This is a genomic window from Domibacillus aminovorans, from assembly GCF_001643235.1.
GTDB lineage: Bacteria > Bacillota > Bacilli > Bacillales > Domibacillaceae > Domibacillus > Domibacillus aminovorans.
Window position 1 is genome coordinate 165601 of sequence record NZ_LQWY01000067.1, and the last position, 23324, is coordinate 188924.

26 protein-coding genes are annotated in these 23324 nt (G+C 43.4%); 25 read left to right on the plus strand and 1 reads right to left on the minus strand.

The window, feature by feature from the left end; all coding sequences use genetic code 11:
- Window positions 1-10: 10 nt before the first annotated feature.
- The 5 genes from AWH49_RS16650 to AWH49_RS16670 all read left to right on the plus strand — a co-directional run bounded on the left by AWH49_RS16650 (window position 11) and on the right by AWH49_RS16670 (window position 4849).
- On the plus strand, window positions 11-1132 hold the full coding sequence (locus tag AWH49_RS16650) for an acyl-CoA dehydrogenase (RefSeq protein WP_063966622.1): 1122 nt from the start codon (window positions 11-13) through the stop codon (window positions 1130-1132).
- A 76-nt stretch (window positions 1133-1208) separates the two neighbouring features.
- Window positions 1209-1847: a TetR/AcrR family transcriptional regulator gene (locus AWH49_RS16655; protein ID WP_018394883.1), complete on the plus strand. Its 639-nt coding sequence runs from the start codon at window positions 1209-1211 to the stop codon at window positions 1845-1847.
- A 339-nt stretch (window positions 1848-2186) separates the two neighbouring features.
- Window positions 2187-2408 carry a hypothetical protein gene (locus AWH49_RS16660; protein WP_152333441.1) on the plus strand — a complete coding sequence of 74 codons (222 nt, stop codon included), beginning with the start codon at window positions 2187-2189 and terminating at the stop codon, window positions 2406-2408.
- A 94-nt stretch (window positions 2409-2502) separates the two neighbouring features.
- Window positions 2503-3081 (plus strand): DNA-directed RNA polymerase subunit delta, encoded by a 579-nt coding sequence (rpoE, locus tag AWH49_RS16665; RefSeq protein WP_082862922.1) that lies wholly within the window; start codon window positions 2503-2505, stop codon window positions 3079-3081.
- A 169-nt stretch (window positions 3082-3250) separates the two neighbouring features.
- Window positions 3251-4849, plus strand: a complete 1599-nt coding sequence (locus AWH49_RS16670; protein WP_063966623.1) for a CTP synthase — start codon at window positions 3251-3253, stop codon at window positions 4847-4849.
- A 143-nt stretch (window positions 4850-4992) separates the two neighbouring features.
- Here the strand turns inward: AWH49_RS16670 and AWH49_RS16675 are convergent, their stop codons facing one another.
- Window positions 4993-5499: a DUF2529 family protein gene (locus tag AWH49_RS16675; RefSeq protein ID WP_193568206.1), complete on the minus strand. Its 507-nt coding sequence runs from the start codon at window positions 5497-5499 to the stop codon at window positions 4993-4995.
- A 155-nt stretch (window positions 5500-5654) separates the two neighbouring features.
- Here AWH49_RS16675 and AWH49_RS16680 point away from each other — a divergent pair, with 155 nt between their 5' ends.
- The 20 genes from AWH49_RS16680 to AWH49_RS16775 all read left to right on the plus strand — a co-directional run bounded on the left by AWH49_RS16680 (window position 5655) and on the right by AWH49_RS16775 (window position 23318).
- A complete protein-coding gene (locus AWH49_RS16680; protein ID WP_026221774.1) occupies window positions 5655-6017 on the plus strand; it encodes a response regulator in 363 nt (120 codons plus the stop codon).
- Between the two features lie 101 nt (window positions 6018-6118).
- On the plus strand, window positions 6119-6982 hold the full coding sequence (locus AWH49_RS16685) for a class II fructose-bisphosphate aldolase (protein ID WP_018394876.1): 864 nt from the start codon (window positions 6119-6121) through the stop codon (window positions 6980-6982).
- 108 nt (window positions 6983-7090) lie between these two features.
- Complete coding sequence (gene fsa, locus AWH49_RS16690; RefSeq protein ID WP_018394875.1) at window positions 7091-7738, plus strand: fructose-6-phosphate aldolase; 648 nt, start codon at window positions 7091-7093, stop codon at window positions 7736-7738.
- Between the two features lie 92 nt (window positions 7739-7830).
- Window positions 7831-9117 carry a UDP-N-acetylglucosamine 1-carboxyvinyltransferase gene (locus tag AWH49_RS16695; protein WP_063966624.1) on the plus strand — a complete coding sequence of 429 codons (1287 nt, stop codon included), beginning with the start codon at window positions 7831-7833 and terminating at the stop codon, window positions 9115-9117.
- A 94-nt stretch (window positions 9118-9211) separates the two neighbouring features.
- A complete protein-coding gene (glpX, locus tag AWH49_RS16700) occupies window positions 9212-10177 on the plus strand; it encodes a class II fructose-bisphosphatase (RefSeq protein ID WP_018394873.1) in 966 nt (321 codons plus the stop codon).
- Between the two features lie 157 nt (window positions 10178-10334).
- A complete protein-coding gene (gene rho, locus AWH49_RS16705) occupies window positions 10335-11618 on the plus strand; it encodes a transcription termination factor Rho (RefSeq protein ID WP_034287512.1) in 1284 nt (427 codons plus the stop codon).
- A gap of 132 nt (window positions 11619-11750) precedes the next feature.
- Window positions 11751-11963, plus strand: a complete 213-nt coding sequence (gene rpmE / locus AWH49_RS16710; RefSeq protein WP_018394871.1) for a 50S ribosomal protein L31 — start codon at window positions 11751-11753, stop codon at window positions 11961-11963.
- Window positions 11964-12042: 79 nt separating this feature from the next.
- Window positions 12043-12615, plus strand: coding sequence for a thymidine kinase (locus tag AWH49_RS16715; protein ID WP_034287510.1), 573 nt, complete (start codon window positions 12043-12045; stop codon window positions 12613-12615).
- Window positions 12616-12639: 24 nt separating this feature from the next.
- A complete protein-coding gene (gene prfA / locus AWH49_RS16720) occupies window positions 12640-13710 on the plus strand; it encodes a peptide chain release factor 1 (protein ID WP_063966625.1) in 1071 nt (356 codons plus the stop codon).
- A gap of 3 nt (window positions 13711-13713) precedes the next feature.
- Window positions 13714-14559 carry a peptide chain release factor N(5)-glutamine methyltransferase gene (gene prmC / locus AWH49_RS16725; protein WP_211268410.1) on the plus strand — a complete coding sequence of 282 codons (846 nt, stop codon included), beginning with the start codon at window positions 13714-13716 and terminating at the stop codon, window positions 14557-14559.
- Window positions 14560-14603: 44 nt separating this feature from the next.
- Window positions 14604-15134, plus strand: coding sequence for a stage II sporulation protein R (locus AWH49_RS16730; RefSeq protein ID WP_051927899.1), 531 nt, complete (start codon window positions 14604-14606; stop codon window positions 15132-15134).
- A gap of 172 nt (window positions 15135-15306) precedes the next feature.
- Window positions 15307-16356, plus strand: a complete 1050-nt coding sequence (locus AWH49_RS16735) for an L-threonylcarbamoyladenylate synthase (protein ID WP_063966626.1) — start codon at window positions 15307-15309, stop codon at window positions 16354-16356.
- 59 nt (window positions 16357-16415) lie between these two features.
- Entirely contained in the window at window positions 16416-16943 is a 528-nt protein-coding gene (locus AWH49_RS16740) for a manganese efflux pump MntP (RefSeq protein WP_063966627.1), read from the plus strand.
- Window positions 16944-17030: 87 nt separating this feature from the next.
- Entirely contained in the window at window positions 17031-17453 is a 423-nt protein-coding gene (locus AWH49_RS16745; RefSeq protein ID WP_082862923.1) for a low molecular weight protein arginine phosphatase, read from the plus strand.
- Window positions 17450-18739, plus strand: a complete 1290-nt coding sequence (locus AWH49_RS16750; RefSeq protein WP_063966629.1) for a methyl-accepting chemotaxis protein — start codon at window positions 17450-17452, stop codon at window positions 18737-18739. Before AWH49_RS16745 ends, AWH49_RS16750 begins: the two co-directional genes overlap by 4 nt.
- 87 nt (window positions 18740-18826) lie before the next feature.
- On the plus strand, window positions 18827-19423 hold the full coding sequence (locus AWH49_RS16755) for a TIGR01440 family protein (protein WP_425305719.1): 597 nt from the start codon (window positions 18827-18829) through the stop codon (window positions 19421-19423).
- A 168-nt stretch (window positions 19424-19591) separates the two neighbouring features.
- Window positions 19592-20833: a serine hydroxymethyltransferase gene (glyA, locus tag AWH49_RS16760; RefSeq protein ID WP_063966631.1), complete on the plus strand. Its 1242-nt coding sequence runs from the start codon at window positions 19592-19594 to the stop codon at window positions 20831-20833.
- 199 nt (window positions 20834-21032) lie between these two features.
- Window positions 21033-21662, plus strand: coding sequence for a uracil phosphoribosyltransferase (gene upp, locus AWH49_RS16765; RefSeq protein ID WP_063966632.1), 630 nt, complete (start codon window positions 21033-21035; stop codon window positions 21660-21662).
- A gap of 21 nt (window positions 21663-21683) precedes the next feature.
- Window positions 21684-22832 carry a non-hydrolyzing UDP-N-acetylglucosamine 2-epimerase gene (gene wecB / locus AWH49_RS16770; RefSeq protein ID WP_034287491.1) on the plus strand — a complete coding sequence of 383 codons (1149 nt, stop codon included), beginning with the start codon at window positions 21684-21686 and terminating at the stop codon, window positions 22830-22832.
- A 270-nt stretch (window positions 22833-23102) separates the two neighbouring features.
- Window positions 23103-23318: an AtpZ/AtpI family protein gene (locus AWH49_RS16775; RefSeq protein ID WP_018394858.1), complete on the plus strand. Its 216-nt coding sequence runs from the start codon at window positions 23103-23105 to the stop codon at window positions 23316-23318.
- Window positions 23319-23324: the final 6 nt, after the last annotated feature.

Genomic DNA, 23324 nt, shown 5'->3' on the forward strand with positions numbered 1-23324 from the left:
GGCGATTCGGATGAATGTTCGGCTGACAGATGAGCAGAATATGTTGCAAAAAATGGTGAGGGACTTTGCTGAAAAAGAAGTGGCTCCGTTTGTAGAGCGAATGGAAGCGGGGGAGTTTCCACGAGAAATTCTCAACAAAATGGCGACACTCGGATTGATGGGGATCACAGTGCCGGCCAAATACGGCGGCAGCGAAATGGATTTTACGTCATGCGTGATTGCCATTGAGGAGCTGTCTAAAGTGAGTGCGGCGGTGGGCGTTATTTTATCTGTGCACACATCGGTCGGTACAAATCCGATTTTATTTTTTGGAACAGATGCACAAAAAGAAAAGTATGTAACGAAACTCGCTTCCGGCGAATGGCTCGGCGCCTTTTGTTTAACTGAACCGTCTTCTGGGTCTGACGCGGCATCATTAAAAACGACAGCGGTGAAAAAAGAAGGTCACTACGTAATGAATGGTTCAAAGGCGTTCGTTACAAATGGTAGTGTGGCTGATACGTACATTGTATTTGCGAAAACAGAGCGGGGTATTTCTGCTTTTATCGTTGAAAAAGATATGGCTGGACTCATCATTGGCAAAGATGAGCGGAAGATGGGGCTTCACGGATCGCGCACGGTACAGCTGACGTTTGAAGATATGATTGTACCGGCTGAGAACTTGCTCGGTGAAGAAGGTGACGGGTTTAAAATTGCGATGGCTAATCTCGATGGGGGACGGATTGGCATTGCCGCCCAGGCGCTTGGGATTGCGGAGGCTGCTTTTGAAACAGCGGTAGCCTATGCGAAAGAACGTCATCAATTTGGTAAACCCATTGCGCAGCAGCAAGCGATTGCGTTCAAACTTGCTGATATGGGAACGGCTGTTGAAGCAGCCCGACTATTCGTCTATAAGGCAGCAAGTCTTCGTTCAAACGGACAGCCATGCGGGAAAGAAGCTTCGATGGCCAAACTATTTGCATCGCAAGTAGCGGTTGATGCATCAATTGAATGCGTGCAAATTTTAGGCGGATACGGTTATACAGAAGACTATCCGGCCGAGCGGTATTTCCGTGATGCAAAAGTGACGCAAATTTATGAAGGTACGTCAGAGATTCAGCGAATCGTCATTAGTAAACACCTGTTAAAATAAGAATGGAGCAGTGCTAAAAGAAATGAACGCAATTACCTTATAAAGGAATGTTGATGGAGTAAGGAGACGGAATAAAATGACAGAAAAAAGACGGCAAGTACATGCTTCTGTTAAAGACATACAATTGATTGAGAAACGGCGCTCGGAAATGATTCGCGGCGCTGTTCAATTATTTAAACAAAAAGGGTTTCACCGGACGACGACACGTGAAATTGCGAAAGCATCGGGCTTCAGCATCGGTACAATGTATGAATACATACGTACGAAAGAAGATGTTTTATATCTTGTCTGTGACAGCATTTATGATCAAGTGAAAGAACGACTGCAGCAAATTGATTTTGAGCAGGGTACTCTTGAGAGTTTGCAGCTTGGTATTACGTATTACTTTCGAGTAATGGACGAAATGCAAGATGAAGTGCTCGTCATGCATCAGGAAGTAAAGTCACTTTCAAAAGATGTGCTGCCCTATGTACTGAAAAAAGAAGTAGAAATGGTGTCGATGATGGAAACGCTCATTCAGCGCTGTGTCGATCGCGGTGTGCTTGAAATGGATGAAAAAAAAGTGCATGTTTTGGCGCAAAATATTTTTAATCAAGGACAAATGTGGGGCTTCCGGAGATGGATGATACAAAAATCATTCACGCTTGATGAATACATCAACTTGCAGACTGATCTGCTTTTTGCCGGTATAAACGGATACAAAACAAGCAATTAAAAAAAGCCCGTTCTCATTTTCGAGAGCGGGCTCATATTATTTACAGTAAATCGCGGTCTGTGCGCTTCGTTCTGTCTTCATTGATGATTTATTCCTCCTGAAAGTTGAATTTGTCAATGTTCTCAATATTTGTCTACCCGGCGTATGCCCGATAAAACGAACTTCTAAGAAAATGGTTACAAAGTCGGGAGGCCCTGACAAAAGTTTCTTTTTGAAAAAATAAGCTTATATTTTACATGGAAAGGGAATACTTATTAAGAAAATTTACAATTACGATATCTATGTAATACACTAAAGGAGTAAAATGAAAGAAAATGTCGATTGGAAGGATGTGAAGGCTTGAAACGTGTCATTCAATGTGCAGTGCTAATGGCTATAGCCATAATTACATACTGGCTTTATTTAAACCAAGTTGGAGCAGTTCCATTCCTTCTCCTCTCTATTTTTTTCTTTTACAAAGCATATGAAGCGTATCGTGAACGTTCAAAAAAGCATAAAGTAGGGCAGCGAATCGACCATTCAGCGGCTTCAACCGGAAAAAAAGCAGAAATCATCACATAAATATGGCATGCAGCCATATTTTTTGTTTATAATGGAGAATATGCCAAAAACGTTTTGCTCTTTTTGGGCGTGCAAATAGAGAAGGGAAGTGCGAATGGTGAGTTTGCAACAATATTCCAAAGAACAAATAAAAGAAATGTCATTCCTTGAACTGGCACATTTAATTCTTGCTGATCAGCGGGAACCAATAACATTTAAAGAAATGCTATCAAAAATTCAAAAGCATCTTGGCGTTTCAGATGCTGAAGTAAGATCGCGTATGGTTCAATTTTATACAGATTTAAACGTTGATGGAAGTTTTTTATCATTAGGTGAAAACCGTTGGGGTCTTCGTGCGTGGTACCCGGTTGAAAAACTGGAAGAAGAAACGACGAATGCACCTGCGAAAACGCGTAAGAAAAAGGCGAAAAAAGCAGTAATAGAAGATTTTGAAGAAGAACTAATTGAAGATGATGAAATCGAGGACTTCGATGATGAAGACTTTGATGAAGTGGAGGAAGATGAAGATATCGATGCGGAAGAGGACATTGATATCGACGAAGAAGATTTGGATGAGGACATTGAAGAAGACGATGAAGAAGACATTCTCATTGAAGTTGATCCCGACATTGAAGATGATGAATTTGAAGAAGAAGAAGGCGCCGAAGACGAGTACAATCTCGACGATAAATAACTTTTAATCTTCGCTTGACTATTTCATCGGTGAATTGTAGTATTTTATTTGGGCTCTTTTATGAGACGAAATGACATTAGTCTATAACGCTCCTCTTACTGAGAAGTAAGCGGAGCGTTTTTTGTATTTTTATGATAAAACAGAAGTATTGAAGGAGGATATTTTCACTTTGACAAAATATATTTTCGTGACAGGTGGCGTTGTATCATCACTCGGAAAAGGAATTACAGCTGCATCACTCGGCCGTTTACTCAAAAATCGCGGTTTAAAAGTATTTATTCAAAAGTTTGATCCATACATTAACGTAGACCCGGGTACAATGAGTCCGTATCAGCATGGCGAAGTATTCGTTACAGATGACGGTGCGGAAACGGATCTTGATCTCGGTCACTACGAGCGTTTCATCGATATTAATTTGACGAAACTAAGCAACATTACAACAGGTAAAGTATATTCATCTGTCATCCGAAAAGAACGCCGCGGTGAATATTTGGGCGGCACGGTGCAAGTAATCCCACACATTACGAATGAAATTAAAGAGCGTGTTTTCCGTGCGGGTAAAGAATCAGGCGCAGACGTTGTTATTACAGAAATTGGCGGCACGGTCGGCGATATTGAGTCACTTCCATTCCTTGAAGCCATTCGCCAAATTAAAAGCGATGTCGGCCAGGATAACGTGCTGTACATTCACTGTACGCTGATCCCATATTTGAAAGCAGCCGGTGAAATGAAAACGAAGCCGACACAGCATAGCGTAAAAGAGCTTCGAAGCCTTGGTATTCAGCCGAACATTATCGTTGTCCGGACCGAAATGCCGATTTCACAGGACATGAAAGACAAACTTGCTTTGTTCTGTGATATTGCAAAAGAGGCGGTGATTGAATGTCCAGATGCGGATACACTTTACGCCGTGCCAATCATGCTGCAAAATCAAAAAATGGACGACCTCGTTTGCCGTCTGTTGAAAGTACAGTGCCATGATGCGGATATGACGGAGTGGAATGCCCTCGTTCATAAAGTGCGCAACTTGTCGAATACGACGCGGATCGCTCTCGTCGGTAAGTATGTGGAACTACAGGATGCCTATATTTCAGTTGCGGAGTCATTGAAGCATGCCGGCTATCAGTTTGATGCGGATGTGGAAATTGACTGGGTGAATTCAGCTGAAATTACAGAGGATAATGTAGCAGAGCGTTTAAAAGACGCAGACGGTATTCTTGTACCGGGAGGCTTTGGCGATCGCGGTATCGATGGAAAACTTGCGGCGATTAAATATGCACGTGAAAACAATGTACCGTTTTTCGGCATTTGCCTGGGTATGCAGCTTGCGTCAATCGAATACGCGCGTAACGTATTGAAATTAGAAGGTGCACATTCAGCTGAAATCCATCCGGACACACTGTACCCAATTATCGATCTTTTGCCAGAGCAAAAAGATATCGAGGACCTCGGCGGTACACTTCGTCTCGGTTTATATGCATGTAAATTACAGCAAGGTACACGTGCATATGAAGCATATAATGAGGAGATCGTTTACGAGCGTCACCGTCACCGTTACGAATTCAACAACGAATTCCGTGAGAAAATGGAGAAAAAAGGATTCATCTTCTCGGGCACAAGCCCGGATGGACGTCTCGTTGAAATCATTGAACTGGCAGAGCACCCGTGGTTCGTTGCAGCACAGTTTCACCCGGAATTTAAATCCCGTCCGACACGTCCGCAGCCATTGTTCAAGCAATTCATTAAAGCAGCAATCGAAAATCAATAAGAATTCAAAGGCTAAGATCGCGGCATTAATGGCTACGCCTTTGTTAGCATACTCTATGAGTCAAAAAATCCCGTCCGACTATTTTACTTATCGGCGGGGTTTTTTTTGATGAATAGCAGGAACAGTCTGTCAGCGCTTCACTATTATCGGTATTCGCTCATAATTTCTTCAATCGTCATTTTTAATAAAAAATATGTGTATAGTCCGGCGATCGCAGAAGGAAATCCGGTCCGGCCCCCTTCATCATCGGGCAAAAGTCCTTTCGTCAGCCGCATATCAATAAACGCATCTGCTAATACTTCGATGCCGGACTCTTCTCGTTGTGAGGCAATGGCTGCAAATGGAATCCCGTCAGCCTCTAATTTTTTTGCCAGCTCTATTGCTTCCGGGTCATCAGCAAATCGTGAAGCGATCAATACGCGGTCTGCTTCCGACAATTGGACAGAAGGTGTCCAGCATTGAATGCGGCTCAATGTTTCTGCGCCGTCTATAGCTTCTTTTTCGATGGCAGCCATTTCACCAAAGCCTTTTATATATATAATCCCTTCACTAATTAAGCCTTGAGCAAGTAAGCGCCCTGCATCTTCAATTGGAAATTCTTCTTTTTCACTAATCCGCTTCAATAAGCCGATCAGCTGTGTCGTAAACATTTTTGACAATCGTATCACTCATTCCTTTTTCTTTAGTATAGTATTTATAACAAAATGAAGGAAGCAGGAATCAGGAAGGAATTTGAAGAGAAATGGAGAATGTATGTAGAACGTGTGAAAAAGAACGGAAGGCAAAAGTACAGGGGGAAAATACAGTGACAGCAAACATTTTAATTGTTGACGATCAATATGGTATCCGAATTTTATTGAATGAAGTGTTAAAAAAAGAAGGATACGATACATTACAGGCTGCAAGCGGGCCAGAAGCAGTAAAATTAGCAAAAGAACAAAATCCTGATCTTGTATTGCTTGATATGAAAATTCCAGGCATGGACGGAATTGAAATTTTAAAACAAATGAAAGCGGATAACCCTAATATCCGCGCGATTATTATGACAGCATATGGGGAACTTGATATGATTCAGGAAGCAAAAAACATTGGTGCAATCATGCATGTACCGAAACCGTTTGATATTGATGATATTCGTAAAACAGTCAAAGATCATCTAATCGATTAAAGGAATAACGTACTTTTGATGGTAATAAAAAGATGAATTTGGTATGATACTAATGTGGTTTTTTTATGAAGCGATTAATTCCCTTAGAGGAGGAAAAAGTAATGCCGTTAGTATCCATGACTGAAATGTTAAACACAGCGAAAGAGAAGAAATATGCTGTGGGACAATTCAACTTGAATAACCTTGAGTTCACTCAAGCAATTTTGCAGGCGGCTGAAGAAGAAAAGTCGCCTGTTATCCTTGGTGTATCTGAAGGCGCAGCACGTTACATGGGCGGTTTTAAATTAATCGTGGCAATGGTAAAAGAATTGATCGAAGAATACGGCGTAACTGTTCCTGTAGCCATTCATCTTGATCATGGTTCAAGTTATGAGAGTTGTGCAAAAGCGATTCAAGCAGGTTTCACATCTGTTATGATCGATGGTTCACATCATCCGCTTGAAGAAAACATTGCTTTGACAAAAAAAGTGGTTGAGCTTGCTCATTTCCACGGTGTTTCTGTCGAAGCAGAACTAGGCCGTATCGGTGGTCAGGAAGATGATCTTGTTGTTGACGATGCAGATGCAATGTATGCCATTCCATCTGAGTGCGATCAACTTGTTCGCGAAACAGGCGTTGACTGCTTCGCTCCGGCACTTGGATCTGTCCATGGCCCTTACAAAGGTGAACCGAACTTAGGTTTCGACCGTATGAAAGAAGTAATGGAATTGACTGGTATTCCACTCGTTCTTCACGGCGGTACTGGAATCCCGACAAAAGATATAGAACGTGCGATTTCTCTTGGTACAGCAAAGATTAATGTAAATACAGAAAACCAAATTTCATCTGCGAAAGCAATTCGTGAAACTCTTGCGGCAAAACCGGAAGAGTATGATCCGCGTAAATACCTCGGACCTGCACGCGAAGCGATTAAAGAAACAGTTAAAGGGAAAATGCGCGAATTTGGTTCTGCAGGTCAGGCTTAATAATTTTCTTTTGCGGCATAATTGAAATGTACATGGTAACCGCCTCTTTTGACAGAAAAGGCGGTTGTTGCGTGTATAATACTAACAACATGAAAAGAGGAAAATATAATGAAATTTTTTATTGATACAGCAAATGTGGACGAAATTCGTGAAGCGCACTCATGGGGTATTTTGTCAGGTGTAACAACAAATCCGTCAATCGTAGCGAAAGAAAATGTGTCTTTCCACGATCGCATTCGGGAAATTACGGAAATAGTCAGTGGTCCTGTGAGCGCGGAAGTAATTGCACTTGATGCGGAAGGCATGATTAAAGAAGGCCGTGAACTGGCGAAAATCGCACCGAATATTATAGTAAAAGTACCGATGACACCGGATGGTTTGAAAGCCGTCGCAGCGTTTACAAAAGAAGGCATTAAAACGAACGTAACACTTATTTTCAGCGCGAACCAAGCATTGATGGCAGCCCGTGCAGGTGCAACATACGTATCACCATTCCTTGGTCGTCTTGATGATATCGGACAGAATGGACTTGACTTGATTGAAACCATTGCTGATATTTTTGCAATTCACGGTATTGAATCAGAAATTATTGCGGCATCTGCTCGTCATTCACAGCACGTAACAGCTGCTGCACTCAAAGGTTCTCATATTGTAACGGCACCATTTAAACTGCTTCAGCAATTATTCAACCATCCACTGACAGATAAAGGGATTGAAGGATTTCTGGCTGACTGGGAAAAACGCCAAGCCAAATAATAATGTACATGATACGAATTTATATAGGTTAAACTAGGACTATCAAGAAAGCTTTCCCGCTTTCCGTTTATACAGGAAGAAGGGAGTACAGAATGGAAAAATTAAAAATTAAAGGCGGATACTTTTTAAAAGGGACGGTCAAAGTAGACGGCGCGAAAAATAGCGCCGTCGCTCTTGTACCGGCTGCTATTTTAGCGGAGTCGCCGATTACGATTGAAGGATTGCCGGATATTTCAGATATTCACATGTTAAAAGGACTCCTCGAAGAAACTGGCGGCGATGTGACGTTTGAAGATGGTGTCATGCAGATCGACCCGACAAAGATGACGGCGATGCCGCTTCCGAACGGGAATGTGAAAAAATTGCGTGCTTCTTATTATTTAATGGGCGCAATGCTTGGTCGTTTTAATAAAGCAGTCATCGGTCTTCCAGGTGGCTGTCATTTAGGTCCTCGTCCGATTGATCAGCATATTAAAGGATTTGAAGCGCTTGGTGCGGAAGTAACGAATGAACAAGGTGCGATTTATTTGCGTGCGAAGGAACTGCGCGGTGCTCGCATTTATTTAGACGTTGTCAGTGTCGGTGCAACCATTAATATTATGCTGGCGGCAGTTCGGGCTAAAGGACAGACGATTATTGAAAATGCTGCTAAGGAGCCAGAAATTATTGATGTGGCGACATTGTTGTCCAATATGGGTGCAAAGATTAAAGGTGCTGGAACAGATATCATTCGCATTGATGGTGTAAAGCAGCTTCAGGGGTGTCGTCATACGATTATTCCGGATCGTATTGAAGCAGGAACGTTTATGATTATGGCTGCAGCTGTAGGTGAAGGTGTCGTCATTGATAACGTCATCCCGCTCCATATGGAGTCATTAACGGCGAAACTTCGTGAAATGAATGTGCCAATTGAACTTGGTGAAGACCGCATTTATGTCGGAAAAGCGGATGAGCTGAAAACAGTTGATATTAAAACACTCGTCTATCCAGGGTTTCCAACTGATTTACAGCAACCATTCACGTCACTTTTGACGAAAGCGTACGGTTCGGCCATTATTACGGACACGATTTATCCAGCTCGTTTTAAACATATTGATGAGCTGCGGCGGATGGGGGCCAATGTGAAAACGGAAGGCCGATCCGCAATTATAAATGGTCCGGTTCAGCTGCAGGGAGCTAACGTGAAAGCGAGCGATCTGCGAGCAGGAGCTGCGCTCGTTCTTGCCGGACTTATGGCTGACGGCGTGACAGAAGTGACCGGCCTTGAACATATTGATCGGGGCTATAGTGGTTTAACGGAAAAGCTGACAGCGTTAGGCGCCAATATATGGCGTGAAGAAATGTCGAAAGAAGAGTTTGAAGAAATAAAAAGCTCATAATAATTCCGAGCATATTCTCCAAATGTGTTACAATATAAGTGGCAATTAGTTATACTAATTTGCTGAATGCTTGTCATACAGGAGGAAAAGAGCTATGGAGAGAAGTTTATCAATGGAACTTGTCCGCGTCACCGAAGCGGCGGGGTTAGCTTCTGCACGCTGGATGGGCCGCGGGTTAAAAGATGAAGCGGACGGCGCGGCAACAACTGCTATGCGCGATGTGTTTGATACGATTCCGATGAAGGGAACGGTTGTCATCGGTGAAGGAGAAATGGATGAAGCGCCGATGCTGTACATTGGTGAAAAACTTGGTACAGGCTATGGCCCTCGTGTTGATGTAGCAGTTGACCCGCTTGAAGGTACGAATATTGTTGCGGCAGGCGGATGGAATGCCCTCGCCGTTCTTGCGGTAGCAGATGGTGGAAATCTTCTGCATGCACCTGACATGTATATGGATAAAATTGCGGTTGGACCGGAAGCAGTCGGTCAAATCGATATTAATGCTTCTATCACAGACAATTTGAAAGCAGTCGCAAAAGCGAAAAATAAAAACATTGAAGACGTTGTGGCGACGATTTTGTATCGCGACCGTCACGAGCGTATTATCGCGGAACTCCGTGAAGCCGGTGCACGTATTAAACTCATTAATGATGGTGATGTTGCAGGTGCAATTAATACAGCGTTTGATCTAACGGGCGTTGATATTTTGTTTGGCTCGGGCGGTGCACCGGAAGGTGTTATTTCAGCGGTTGCATTAAAAGCGCTTGGTGGTGAAATTCAAGGCCGTTTATTGCCGCAAAATGATGCAGAGCTGGAGCGATGCAAAAGAATGGGTCTGGATGTGAACAAAGTGCTTCACATGGAAGACCTTGTCCGTGGTGATGACGCTATTTTTGCAGCGACCGGCGTAACAGATGGTGAGCTTTTACGCGGTGTTCAATTTAAAGGAACATATGCTGAAACGCATTCAGTTGTTATGCGAGCAAAATCTGGAACCGTCCGTTTCGTTGACGGCCGTCACAGCTTGAGCAAAAAACCGAATCTTGTTTTCAAACCATAAGAAGTCGTTTCTTCTTTTAACCAACAGCGGTGCAACCGGTCCGGTTCTCCGCTGTTTTGTTTGATCTGAACAAACCACTGAACAATTGCTTCACGACTACGACCAACGAGCCGTTCCTTCCTCTTAAAAAATCAATCTAATAAAGTGTGGTGCCCTAATGGAAGAATTAACAATTAACCATCTTGAAAATTTAAAACTGAAGGAATTATATGAACTAGCTAAAACATATAAAATATCGTACTATAGCAAAATGACTAAAAAAGAACTTATTTTTGCGATTTTAAAAGCACGAGCTGAACAGCAGGGCTTCTTCTTTATGGAAGGTGTTCTTGAAATTATTCAATCGGAAGGCTTTGGTTTCCTTCGCCCGATCAATTACTCAGCAAGTTCAGAAGACATTTACATTTCCGCTTCGCAAATTCGCCGCTTTGATTTGCGTAACGGTGATAAAGTATCGGGGAAAGTGCGCCCGCCGAAAGAAAATGAACGGTATTACGGTCTTCTTCACGTAGAAGCTGTAAATGGTGACGACCCGGAATCTGCGAAAGAACGTGTTCATTTCCCGGCATTGACACCGCTTTATCCAGACCGTCAAATAATGCTTGAGACAGAATCAAGACATGTATCGACACGCATTATGGATCTCGTTTCACCGGTCGGCTTCGGTCAACGTGGATTGATTGTGGCACCGCCAAAAGCAGGAAAAACGATGCTGTTAAAAGAAATTGCTAATTCAATTTCAAAAAATCATCCGGAAGCAGAATTAATTGTTCTGTTAATCGATGAGCGTCCGGAAGAAGTAACAGACATTGAACGTTCGGTGCAGGCAGAAGTCGTCAGTTCCACATTTGATGAAGTGCCTGAAAATCATATTAAAGTATCAGAACTCGTACTTGAACGGGCGATGCGCCTCGTTGAACATAAGCGCGACGTCGTTATTTTAATGGATTCTATTACCCGTCTTGCCCGTGCCTACAATCTAGTGATCCCACCAAGTGGACGAACACTTTCTGGTGGTATTGATCCGGCTGCGTTTCATCGTCCGAAGCGTTTTTTCGGTGCAGCCCGTAATATTGAAGAAGGCGGTAGCTTAACGATTCTTGCGACAGCGCTTGTTGATACCGGTTCGCGAATGGATGATGTTATTTATGAAGAATTTAAAGGAACCGGTAACTTGGAGCTTCACCTAGATCGTTCACTCGCTGAACGGCGCATTTTCCCGGCGATCGACATTCGCCGCTCAGGCACACGAAAAGAAGAACTTCTTATTGGAAAAGAACAGCTTGAAATTGTATGGGCTATTCGTAAAACGATGTCTGATGCACCCGACCTTGCTGAAAAAATACTTCGCCGTTTGCGTCAAACGAAGAGCAATGAAGACTTTATAAGCCAGTTGCTTGCTGAAATAAAGAAAAATGGTACATCGAAAAAAATGCTGTGAAAATAATTTGCGAAATGAGTAATACCCTGTTATACTGTTTTAGTATGTACGAAAGAAAGGCATAAATCACTTTATGCTTATTCATATAATACTCTGTTTCGGAATGACTCAGGGCGGAAGGAGAGAAAAGACATGCAAGCAGGAATTCATCCTAACTACAAAGCAGCACAAGTTAAATGTGCGTGCGGTAACGAGTTCGTAACGGGTTCTGTGAAAGAAGACATTCGCGTAGAGGTTTGCTCTGAATGCCACCCATTTTATACTGGACGTCAGAAATTTGCTGACGCAGGTGGACGTGTGGATCGTTTCAACAAAAAATACGGCCTTAAAGATGAAGCAAGATAATGATAGACGAAAACGGGCGAGGAGTGCTACACTGCTTGCCTGTTTTTTTTGTACAAAAAAATGGAGGACCAAACATATTATGGCCCAGTTATTTTTTAAATATGGTGCAATGAACAGCGGCAAATCGATTGAAATTTTAAAAGTTGCGCACAATTATGAAGAACAAAATAAATCAGTGCTTCTTTTCACATCGAGTCTTGATACGCGCGATGAAGTCGGCTATATTTCAAGTCGAATTGGGCTGCGTCGTCAAGCTTTGCCTATTTTCAATGAAACAAATATATTTGAGGATGTACGCACGAATGAATCAAATCCGTCATGTATTTTAATTGATGAAGTTCAGTTTTTATCAAAAGAACATGTTTTGCAGCTCGCACAAATTGTGGATGAACTGAATATTCCCGTTATGGGGTTCGGTTTGAAAAATGATTTTCAAAATGAATTGTTTGAAGGCAGTAAATATATGTTAATTTACGCCGACAAAGTAGAAGAAATGAAGACAATCTGCTGGTTTTGCGAGCGGAAAGCGACGATGAATTTGCGTGTGGACGGAGCGGGGAAGCCGGTTTATACCGGTGAGCAAATTCAAATTGGGGGCAATGATTCGTATTACCCGGTGTGCCGGAAATGCCATCAGGATCCACCGCTTTAATTATGAAAAATCGAGGTGAAGAATATGTTTGACCGACTGCAGGCAGTAGAAGATCGTTATGATAAATTAAATGAGTTGTTAAGCGATCCGGATGTTGTCAACGATCCGAAAAAGCTGCGGGATTATTCAAAAGAACAGTCTAATATTCAAGAAACAGTGGAAGCATATCGTGAATATAAAGAAGTGAAAGCACAGTATGCCGATGCAAAAGTGATGCTCGACGATAAGCTCGATGCGGACATGCGTGAGATGGTAAAGGAAGAGATGAATGAGTTAGAAGGTCAGTTGACTAGTCTTGAAGCACGGTTGAAAATATTGCTTATTCCGAAAGATCCGAATGACGATAAAAACGTTATTATGGAAATTCGCGGGGCGGCGGGTGGTGATGAAGCGGCCTTATTTGCCGGAGATTTGTACCGTATGTATGCACGTTTTGCAGAAGCAAACAATTGGAAAACGGATGTCATTGAAGCGCATGCGACGGGTCTTGGCGGCTATAAAGAAATTATTTTTATGATTAATGGCCGTGGTGCGTACTCGAAGCTGAAGTATGAAAATGGTGCTCATCGCGTGCAGCGTGTGCCGGAAACAGAATCGGGCGGACGTATTCATACGTCGACAGCAACGGTGGCCGTGTTGCCGGAAACGGAAGAAATAGAAATAGAAATACACGATAAAGATATTCGTGTTGATACGTTTGCATCAAGTGGTCCAGGCGGCCAATCGGTGAATACAACGATGTCTGCCGTGCGTTTAACGCATATTCCAACGGGAACGGTCGTATCGTGTCAGGATGAAAAGTCGCAAATTAAAAATAAAGAAAAAGCAATGAAAGTACTACGAGCCCGCGTTTATGACAAGTTTCAAAAAGAAGCGCAGGCAGAATATGATGCTGTGCGGAAGTCGGCGGTTGGAACAGGCGACCGTTCTGAAAGAATTCGCACGTATAATTTTCCACAAAATCGTGTGACAGATCACCGAATTGGCTTGACAATCCAAAAGCTCGATCAAATACTGGAAGGGAAAGTCGGTGAAGTGATTGATGCGCTGATTGTAGAAGATCAATCGAGCCGTCTTGAGAACTTGGAGGATTAATCTGTGACGAAAAAAATGTACGAAGCCCTTAACTGGGCTTCTTCGTATTTAACACATCACGGACGGGATGCTAACGCAGGCGAATACATTATGAAGCATATATTACAAGTTGAACGCTCGCAAATGCTTGCTCGTCTTCATGATGTGTTAAGCGAGGAACAGACTAAAGAATTTGAACGTCTGGTCCATCTTCATGCAGAGGGTGTGCCGGTTCAGCATATGACCGGCACGGAAGAATTTTATGGCCGGATCTTTTCAGTGAACAGCGACGTGCTCATTCCACGTCCGGAAACGGAAGAACTTGTTTATTATGCGCTTGAAAAAATAAAGGACATGAAGTCGCCTGTTATCGCTGATATTGGCACAGGAAGCGGTGCCATTGCCATCACAATGAAATGCGAGCGTCCTGAAGCGAATGTGTACGCGATTGATTTATCGAAAGCAGCGCTAAAAATAGCAGAAAACAATGCGAATAAGCTAGGCGTACCTATTCAATTTTTACACGGTGATTTGTTGGAGCCCCTCATTCAACGTAATATAAAAGTAGATCTATTATTATCAAATCCGCCATATATTCCTAATCATGAGCGGGAGACGCTATCTGCAGTCGTGGTAGATCACGAGCCGCATATGGCGCTTTTCGGAGGAGAAGATGGACTTGATTTATATAGAAAAATCACCCGGCAGCTGCCTTTTGTTTTAAAAGTAGGGGGCATTGCCGGCGTGGAAACGGGTGCGGGGCAGACAGAAGCCGTTGCTGCCATATTTCAGGAGACATTCCCAGATAGAGACGTCAAAATCATGTATGATATTAATGGAAAAGATAGAATGGTATTTTTGCACGTATAAGAAATTCAAGTCCCGGTCATACTGATTACCGGGAGGGATTATTAATGAAAACACTAACAATGATTCTATATTTATATGGGCTTTCGGCAGCGGCTTCTTTTATGATGTATTTTGCACCAGCTGATCAAATGGCTGGAGGTATTCCGGATGAATCAATCCGTATTCGTGTCATTGCAGATAATAATAGCGAGGCTGAGCAAGAACGGAAAGAAATCGTTCATCAAGCAATCGCAAAAGAAATAAACAATTGGGCACGGACAGCTGTTTCGGCGGAAGAATCGCGGATCATGGTTGAAAAGAATCTTGATGAAATTGAAAAAATCGCTAATGCAGCCGCGGGGGCAAAACAAACTGTTCATGTTACATTTGGCCAAGAGGATTTTCCAGTGAAACAATACGGCCGCTTCTTTTATCCGCCAGGTACATATGAATCTCTCGTTGTCACCATAGGTGAAGGAAAGGGAGCCAATTGGTGGTGCGTATTGTATCCGGCGCTTTGTTTTCCAGAAGAACAAAAAGAAAAGACAGAATTAAAATGGGCATTTGTCGATTTATGGGGACAACTGAAAAAATAACTGCATTTTTCTGATAATATCCACACTCATCCACAGAGTTATTCACAAAATGATAAATGTTATCCACATAATGTTGGTAACTTAGTGTGGAACAAAAGTTGAAAAATGATTTATGTATAGAAATTATTGAGTACGTAAAGATTTTGTAAATATACAAGCAAAGGTGACAAAAATGGAGACAACACACTGGATTGTGGATAAACAGGGTATAACTCATGAACATTATCCACAAATAGAAGAAGCAGCCCGGTTAATTCGAAAAGGTGAAGTGGTCGCTTTTCCAACTGAAACGGTTTATGGTCTCGGTGGACAAGTGCAAATGGATGAAGCTGTGCAAAAAATTTTCACGGCGAAAGGGCGTCCGTCAGATAATCCGCTTATTGTGCATATTGCCGACCGCAAAGATGTGGATCATCTGGCGCAATCAGTACCGAACTATGCAGAAGCGTTAATGGATTCTTTTTGGCCAGGTCCATTGACGATCATCGTGCCGAAACAAGAAGGCGTACTTTCAGAGCTTGTAACGGCGGGTCTTCATACGGTTGCGATTCGCATGCCAGATCATCCGGTTGCACTTGCGCTTATTAAAGAAGCAGGTGTACCGGTTGCAGCGCCGAGTGCAAACCGATCGGGAAAACCGAGTCCTACGACGGCGGCGCACGTGCTGGATGATCTTTCTGGCCGGATTGCCGGTGTACTGGACGGTGGTGATACAGGTGTCGGTTTAGAATCAACGGTTGTGGACTGTACCGGCCCGCATCCGATCATTTTACGTCCTGGGGGAATAACACAAACAGACATGGAAGCGGTCGTTGGAAAAGTGAAGATTGGCGGCACCCTTCAAAATGAAAAGGACGTACCGAAGTCACCGGGAATGAAATATACGCATTATGCTCCGGAGGCTCCGCTCTATTTAATAGAAGGAACACATTCATTTATTCAAGAGCAAATTGATGAATTACGGGCGGAAGGGAAAAAGGTTGGTGTGATGACAACGGAAGAAAGTGAGCATTTCTACGTGGCCGATCGCATTATTTCATGTGGGCGCAGACATGATATTGAATCGGTTGCAAAGCATCTATACGGTGCGCTGCGCTCGTTTAATGTGTCTTCGCTGGATGTTATTTTGGCTGAAACGTTTCCATCAGAAGGCGTCGGTGTGGCAATTATGAACAGATTGGAAAAAGCAGCCGGCCATCGGTGGATAAAGGAAGTCGATTGATCATTGGATCAGCCGGCTTTTTTTATGGATAAAAAGGGACAAGCCGAATATAGATAAGCATGGACATCATTATCCTTTCACTGGCGTTGTCGGCAGATGCGTTTGGAGCAGCACTAGCGGTTGGAATGCGAAGAATCGGTTTATGGAATATGGTTGTGATGAGTACAACGGTCGGCTTGATGCACGTCATCATGCCGTTCATCAGCATAACGGCAGGGAACGAATTGCATGGTGTGTTTGGCGGAGCTCTTATTTCGACGGGCGGTGTTATTTTACTGCTGACAGGGCTGCAAATGGTGCTGTCGATGTGGAAAAATGAATTGAATGTACAGAAGCCTGCAGGGATCGGGATGTTCTTTTTTGCATTCGGTGTGAGTATGGACAGCTTTTCTGCAGGGCTGTCACTCGGTGTTATTGGCATGGATCATGTGAAAGCAGTCACTTGTTTCGGGTTGTCTTCTGCCTTTTTCACAATGACTGGTTTGCTGTTAAGCCGCCGAATCGGTGTAGCCGCCGGCAAAGCAGGTGAAGCGGCGGGCGGACTTATTTTAATGTTCCTCGGTATGAAATGGCTTCTTTCATTGTGAACAGTCCTTTTCTTATTGAAAAGGACTATTTTCCTGTTTGTAGAAGCGTTATAATGAAAGAAAACGTATAGATAAAGGTGGATGTTCATGAATATTTTGTTTGTTTGCACGGGCAACACGTGCCGCAGTCCAATGGCGGCGGCAATCTTGCGGGAGAAAAGACCAGATTGGGTCGTACAGTCAGCTGGATTATTTGCCAGTCCAGGCATTCCTACATCATTAGGAACAAAAACGGTTTTGTTGGAAAAAGGAATTCATTCGCCGCATGTTTCCATGCAATTGACAGAAGAGATGGCGGAGCGGGCGGATGTAATTTTGACGATGACGGATTCACACAAACAGACGATTGACATTCACTTTCCTCATTTAAAAGGAAAAACGTATACGTTAAAAGGAGAAGAAGGGGATGTGATCGATCCGTTTGGCGGCCCAGTTCACATATACCGTCAGACCTACGATGAACTGCTCTTTTATATTGAGAAATGGCTGGAAGAAGGGAGTAAGGCATGAGGGAGAGAATATCCTATTCATTTGGTATTCGGAAGAAAGTTATCGTGCTCGTTACATTGCTGGCCATTATTACTTATACGATCAGTGCGTTGTTTATTTATTATTTGTACCCTCTGTATTTTTCCTATATAAATGAAACGTTTTTTTCGTTTTTAACACTTGCACTGGGCATTCTATGGTCAGGCATTCTTGCCTATTTTGCGGCATCTTATTTTGTGAACCCGATTGTCCGGCTTGAAAAAGCATCGCGTGCGGCGGCAGCTGGCCATATTGACAAAGAAGTCGAGCTGCCGGAAGGAGACGATGAAATTCGGGCGCTTGCACTTGCATTTAATGAGATGTTGACGAATTTGCGAACGATGGTAAGCAGTATTGAGAGTAATTTTTCCGCGACAAATGAAAGTGTTAGCCATATTGCAAGCATTAGTGGACAGGCGGTGGAGAAAGCTTCAGAAATGGCGCACACAGCAGCCGATATTTCGACAGGCGCTGAAAGTTCCGCGTTTGCGATTCAGGCGACAGCTGAAGCAATGGAAGAAGTTTTAAGTATTGCAGGTCATGTACAGCAAAAAGCGAATGAGTCCGCCCATCAGGCAGAAGGAATGGTGCAGGATCTCGATGTCAGCAGACGAACGTTTCAGTCCCTTATTGAAGGCATGGATTCATTAGCCACAGATAATATAGACTCGCTTGAAGCAGTCCATTCATTAGAAGAAAATGCATGCAAAGTCGGCAAAGTCATTGGCCTTGTCGGTGATATTGCTGCACAGACGAATTTACTCGCGTTGAACGCATCGATTGAAGCAGCTCGCGCTGGTGAACATGGGAAAGGATTCGCAGTCGTGGCAGAAGAAGTGAGAAAGCTTGCTGATGAAAGCGCGACAGCTGTCCAAAGCATCTCTGATCTTGTGAAGAAAATTCAAGAAGAAGTCGACCACGTCGTCCAGAAAATTACTGCGCAGGCGGCAGCAGCCGGTGAGGGAGTAAAGAAAGGGGCATCTGCACAAGAAGCAGTGGGACAAATAAGCAGCAAAATTACCAGTATGGCAGGAGCCGTTGAAGAAATCGCCAACCTTGTTGATCAGCAAATGGTGAAAATCGAGCAAACATCTAGACAGTCACAGGAGGTAGCAGCGATTGCAGAAGAAACATCAGCGGGCGCGAATGAAGTAACCAATGCTGCAGCAGATCAGTCGGATGTCATCGGTGAAATCGGTAATGTAAGCCAGCATCTGCAGAAACAGGCAATGGAGCTGAAGTCTGTCATTACACGCTTTAAATTGTAACTTTTAAAAGGAATATGAGAAAATATAAAGAGAAACTTCATTTAGTAGAGGTCTTACTGCCTATTAATGCGGGACAAATAGGAAAGCATGAAAGGAGCGCTACAAATGAAAGTAGCTACTCAGTGGAAAGAGGAACTTCAAGTCCTTTTGACCGAACTGCAAGAACAGGCACAGTTTAAAGCGGGTCAATTGTTTCTGATCGGCTGTTCAACATCGGAAGTGGCAGGCGGCCGGATTGGGACGGCTGGCACAGATGAAGCAGCTGCTGTTTTATATGAAGTATTTGAATCATTTGCAAAGCAGACAGGCGTTCATCTGTCGTTTCAATGCTGCGAGCACTTGAACAGAGCTGTTGTCATCGAGCGTACAGTGGCAGAAAAGTTCGGTTACGATGAAGTCGCTGCGATTCCGGTGCGGACAGCAGGCGGAGCGATGGCGGCGTATGCGTTTAATCAAAAAGACCATGTGCTCGTTGAGTTTGTGAAAGCAGATGGCGGGATTGATATAGGCGACACGTTCATCGGTATGCATTTGAAGCATGTGGCAGTGCCGGTACGCACGTCGAGAAACAGCGTCGGCATGGCTCATGTGACGATGGCAAAAACGCGGCCGAAGTTGATTGGAGGACCTCGGGCTATTTATGAAAAAACGAATATAATTGATTCAATTACTGATGAATGTTAAGAATTTGCTGTCTTTTTTAATAAAGACAGCTATTTTTTTACCCGAAAACCGTAAAAAAGCATAAAATACGGTTGAAAGATTCGGAAAACATGTTAGAATGAAAGAGAATTTTTTAACAGATATCCGTAAATACTATTTTGAATTAATAGATTGGAAAGGGGAACGATGATGAGTAAAATTCAAACGCAAGATCCGGCTGTATTTGCAGCAATTGAGGATGAACTGAAACGCCAGCAAACGAAAATTGAATTAATTGCTTCTGAAAACTTCGTATCTGAAGCAGTAATGGAAGCGCAAGGATCAGTATTGACAAACAAATATGCAGAAGGCTACCCCGGCAAACGCTACTATGGCGGCTGCGAGCATGTTGACGTTGTGGAAGATTTGGCGCGTGATCGTGCGAAAGAAATTTTTGGTGCAGAATATGTAAACGTTCAGCCGCATTCAGGTGCACAAGCGAACATGGCGGTTTATTTCACGATTTTGGAAACAGGTGACACGGTTCTTGGTATGAATTTATCTCACGGCGGTCACTTGACTCATGGAAGCCCTGTTAACTTCAGTGGTGTGCAATACAATTTCGTTGAGTACGGTGTAACGAAAGACACGCAAGTAATCGATTATGAAGATGTTCGTCAAAAAGCGCTTGAGAATAAACCGAAATTGATCGTAGCTGGTGCAAGTGCATACCCACGTGCGATTGATTTCGCTAAATTCCGTGAAATCGCTGATGAAGTAGGGGCGTATTTAATGGTGGATATGGCACACATTGCCGGTCTCGTTGCAGCCGGTCTTCACCAAAGTCCAGTTCCTTACGCTCATTTTGTTACAACGACAACGCATAAAACATTGCGTGGACCACGTGGCGGGATGATTTTGTCCAGTGAAGAGTTCGGCAAAAAGCTCGACAAATCGATTTTTCCTGGTATTCAAGGCGGACCGCTTATGCACGTCATCGCGGCCAAAGCGGTTGCATTCGGCGAAGTGCTTGAAGACAGCTTCAAAACATATGCACAAAACGTGATCGACAACGCGAGCCGTTTAGCGTCTGGTTTATCTAAGGAAGGAATTGATATCGTTTCAGGTGGCACAGACAATCATCTATTATTGATCGATCTTCGCTCACTTAGCCTGACAGGTAAAGTAGCGGAAGCGGTTCTTGATGAAGTGGGTATTACGGTAAATAAAAACACTATTCCTTACGATCCAGAAAGTCCATTTGTCACAAGCGGTGTCCGTATCGGTACAGCAGCAGTGACATCACGTGGCTTTGATCTTAACGCGATGGACGAAGTAGCTTCAATCATTGCAAAAACATTGAAAAACCATGAAGATGAAGCGGTATTGAAAGAGTCAGCTGAGCGCGTAGCAGCATTGACTTCGAAATACGCACTTTATCAAGAAGTGTAATAAATAGAACGAACCGCTGGCAACTTGCTGGCGGTTTATTTACATTTATTCGCAGTCTGACAGCTGGTTGCTCACGTTCATTAAATACGATTCACAAAAAGGCCCATTTCTTGAGGGTCCTTTCAATTTGTTGCCCCCTAAACTCTTTTCAAGTAAAATAGGGATGGCCTTGAATGAGCGTACAATAAGGAGTGAACATATGAGCAAAGTATATGTATTCGATCATCCGCTAATTCAGCATAAGCTGACGATGATCCGCGATAAAGAAACAGGTACAAAAGATTTCCGTGAATTGACAGATGAAGTGGCAACATTAATGGCGTATGAAATTACACGCGACCTTCCATTAGAAGAAGTAATAGTGCAGACACCGGTGTGCGATGCAAAGGCGAAAGTGCTTGCCGGCAAAAAAATCGGGATTGTCCCCATTTTGCGTGCGGGTATCGGCATGGTGGACGGTGTGTTAAAACTTATTCCAGCGGCAAAAGTCGGCCATATAGGCTTATACCGCGATCCAGAAACATTGCAGCCTGTTGAATATTACGTCAAATTGCCGACAGATATTGAAGAGCGGGATTTCATTGTCGTTGATCCAATGCTTGCGACAGGGGGATCGGCGATTGAAGCGATTAACTCGCTGAAAAAACGTGGCGCGAAGAGCATTAAATTTATGTGTTTAATCGCTGCACCGGAAGGTGTCGATGCACTTAAGGAAGCGCATCAGGATATAGATATTTATATTGCGGCGCTCGATGAAAAATTAAACGAAAAAGGCTACATCGTGCCAGGTCTTGGCGATGCAGGCGACCGTTTATTCGGAACAAAATAAAAAGAAGCAGGTGGAGAAATAATGGATCGTCCGATTAAAGTCATGACGATTTTCGGCACACGGCCGGAAGCGATTAAGATGGCACCGCTCGTTCTAGAACTGAAAAACCGTCCAGATGAATTTGAAGCGATCGTAACGGTTACAGCACAGCACCGCCAAATGCTTGACCAGGTGCTCGATATTTTTAACATCACACCGGATTATGACTTGAACATTATGAAAGACCGTCAAACACTGATCGATGTAACAACAAGGGGTCTTGAAGGTTTAGACAAGGTGATGAAAGAAGTTAAACCGGATATCGTCCTCGTTCACGGTGATACAACGACAACTTTTGTCGCCGGTCTTGCGGCATTTTATAACCAGATTGCCATTGGTCACGTAGAAGCGGGTCTTCGTACGTGGAATAAGTATTCACCGTTTCCGGAAGAAATGAATCGTCAGCTCACAGGTGTGATGGCCGACCTTCATTTTTCACCGACAGCGCAGTCAGAACAAAACTTACTAAACGAAAATAAAGAACAGGAAGCGATTTTCGTTACCGGTAATACGGCGATCGATGCGTTGAAAACAACGGTTAAAGAAGCGTATACACACGAAGTGCTTGAGAAACTAGGGACGGATCGTCTCGTCTTAATGACGGCTCATCGTCGTGAAAATCTCGGCGAACCGATGAAAAACATGTTCCGTGCGATTAAACGCCTTGTGAACGATCACGATGATATTCAAGTCGTTTATCCGGTTCATTTAAATCCGGTCGTGCGAGAAACGGCCGATTCGATTTTAGGGAATGATCCGCGTATTCATTTAATTGAACCACTTGATGTGATTGATTTCCACAACTTTGCTGAGCGGGCCCATATCATATTGACAGATTCAGGCGGCGTGCAGGAAGAAGCACCGTCCCTTGGTGTTCCAGTTCTCGTTTTACGTGATACGACAGAGCGTCCGGAAGGTATTGAGGCCGGCACATTGAAATTGGCGGGTACAGATGAAGAGACTATTTACTCGCTTGCATCAGAATTGTTAACAGACGGGGCGGCCTATGAAAAAATGTCGAAAGCGTCTAATCCATACGGTGACGGTGAAGCATCGCGTCGAATTTGTGATGCGATCCGCTACTATTTTAAAGCAGCCCCAGATGCACCAGAGCGTTTTGAAGTGAAATAAATGAAGAAAGTCGTCCGTTATTTACGGATGACTTTCTTTTGTATTAAAATCATTGTTCGGAAAAAACTGAAAAAAGTTTGAGCATTTTGTGAATTCATTGTTATTTACTGAGGTTTTCGTTCTCAACACATTGACATTAAAAATGGGTTATTGTATTCTAACAAAGGGTACGGAGAATGGAATTTGTACGTTGTGTAACCGTTTTTTCTGTCGTTTTTTTGTGCAATTAGTCGGATCTTTGTGCAATCAGTCGGATCAGAGAGGTGTAAAATGAACAAAAATCGGCCGTTTCGGGCAATGGCAATTTACAGTACTATTTTAGCTCAGCTTGCCGGCTCAATGCTGATTGGGATTTTCGGGGGTCTTGCTCTTGACAAACATTTGAACACAATACCTCTCTTTTTAATTATCGGACTGCTGGCAGGCCTCTCAACGGGTGTTTATGCAATGTTCCGTACACTTAACTATTTCAACTCAGGAGACTAGCCACTT

Excerpts from the sequence above, each read along its gene's own strand:
- AWH49_RS16650 (WP_063966622.1), top strand. The coding sequence starts at position 11 with ATGAATGTTCGGCTGACAGATGAGCAGAATATGTTGCAAAAAATGGTG.
- AWH49_RS16655 (WP_018394883.1), top strand. The coding sequence starts at position 1,209 with ATGACAGAAAAAAGACGGCAAGTACATGCTTCTGTTAAAGACATACAA.
- rpoE (WP_082862922.1), top strand. The coding sequence starts at position 2,503 with ATGGTGAGTTTGCAACAATATTCCAAAGAACAAATAAAAGAAATGTCA.
- AWH49_RS16675 (WP_193568206.1), bottom strand. The coding sequence starts at position 5,499 with ATGTTTACGACACAGCTGATCGGCTTATTGAAGCGGATTAGTGAAAAA.
- AWH49_RS16685 (WP_018394876.1), top strand. The coding sequence starts at position 6,119 with ATGCCGTTAGTATCCATGACTGAAATGTTAAACACAGCGAAAGAGAAG.
- fsa (WP_018394875.1), top strand. The coding sequence starts at position 7,091 with ATGAAATTTTTTATTGATACAGCAAATGTGGACGAAATTCGTGAAGCG.
- AWH49_RS16695 (WP_063966624.1), top strand. The coding sequence starts at position 7,831 with ATGGAAAAATTAAAAATTAAAGGCGGATACTTTTTAAAAGGGACGGTC.
- glpX (WP_018394873.1), top strand. The coding sequence starts at position 9,212 with ATGGAGAGAAGTTTATCAATGGAACTTGTCCGCGTCACCGAAGCGGCG.
- rho (WP_034287512.1), top strand. The coding sequence starts at position 10,335 with ATGGAAGAATTAACAATTAACCATCTTGAAAATTTAAAACTGAAGGAA.
- rpmE (WP_018394871.1), top strand. The coding sequence starts at position 11,751 with ATGCAAGCAGGAATTCATCCTAACTACAAAGCAGCACAAGTTAAATGT.
- AWH49_RS16715 (WP_034287510.1), top strand. The coding sequence starts at position 12,043 with ATGGCCCAGTTATTTTTTAAATATGGTGCAATGAACAGCGGCAAATCG.
- prfA (WP_063966625.1), top strand. The coding sequence starts at position 12,640 with ATGTTTGACCGACTGCAGGCAGTAGAAGATCGTTATGATAAATTAAAT.
- AWH49_RS16730 (WP_051927899.1), top strand. The coding sequence starts at position 14,604 with ATGAAAACACTAACAATGATTCTATATTTATATGGGCTTTCGGCAGCG.
- AWH49_RS16735 (WP_063966626.1), top strand. The coding sequence starts at position 15,307 with ATGGAGACAACACACTGGATTGTGGATAAACAGGGTATAACTCATGAA.
- AWH49_RS16740 (WP_063966627.1), top strand. The coding sequence starts at position 16,416 with ATGGACATCATTATCCTTTCACTGGCGTTGTCGGCAGATGCGTTTGGA.
- AWH49_RS16745 (WP_082862923.1), top strand. The coding sequence starts at position 17,031 with ATGAATATTTTGTTTGTTTGCACGGGCAACACGTGCCGCAGTCCAATG.
- AWH49_RS16750 (WP_063966629.1), top strand. The coding sequence starts at position 17,450 with ATGAGGGAGAGAATATCCTATTCATTTGGTATTCGGAAGAAAGTTATC.
- AWH49_RS16755 (WP_425305719.1), top strand. The coding sequence starts at position 18,827 with ATGAAAGGAGCGCTACAAATGAAAGTAGCTACTCAGTGGAAAGAGGAA.
- glyA (WP_063966631.1), top strand. The coding sequence starts at position 19,592 with ATGAGTAAAATTCAAACGCAAGATCCGGCTGTATTTGCAGCAATTGAG.
- upp (WP_063966632.1), top strand. The coding sequence starts at position 21,033 with ATGAGCAAAGTATATGTATTCGATCATCCGCTAATTCAGCATAAGCTG.
- wecB (WP_034287491.1), top strand. The coding sequence starts at position 21,684 with ATGGATCGTCCGATTAAAGTCATGACGATTTTCGGCACACGGCCGGAA.
- AWH49_RS16775 (WP_018394858.1), top strand. The coding sequence starts at position 23,103 with ATGAACAAAAATCGGCCGTTTCGGGCAATGGCAATTTACAGTACTATT.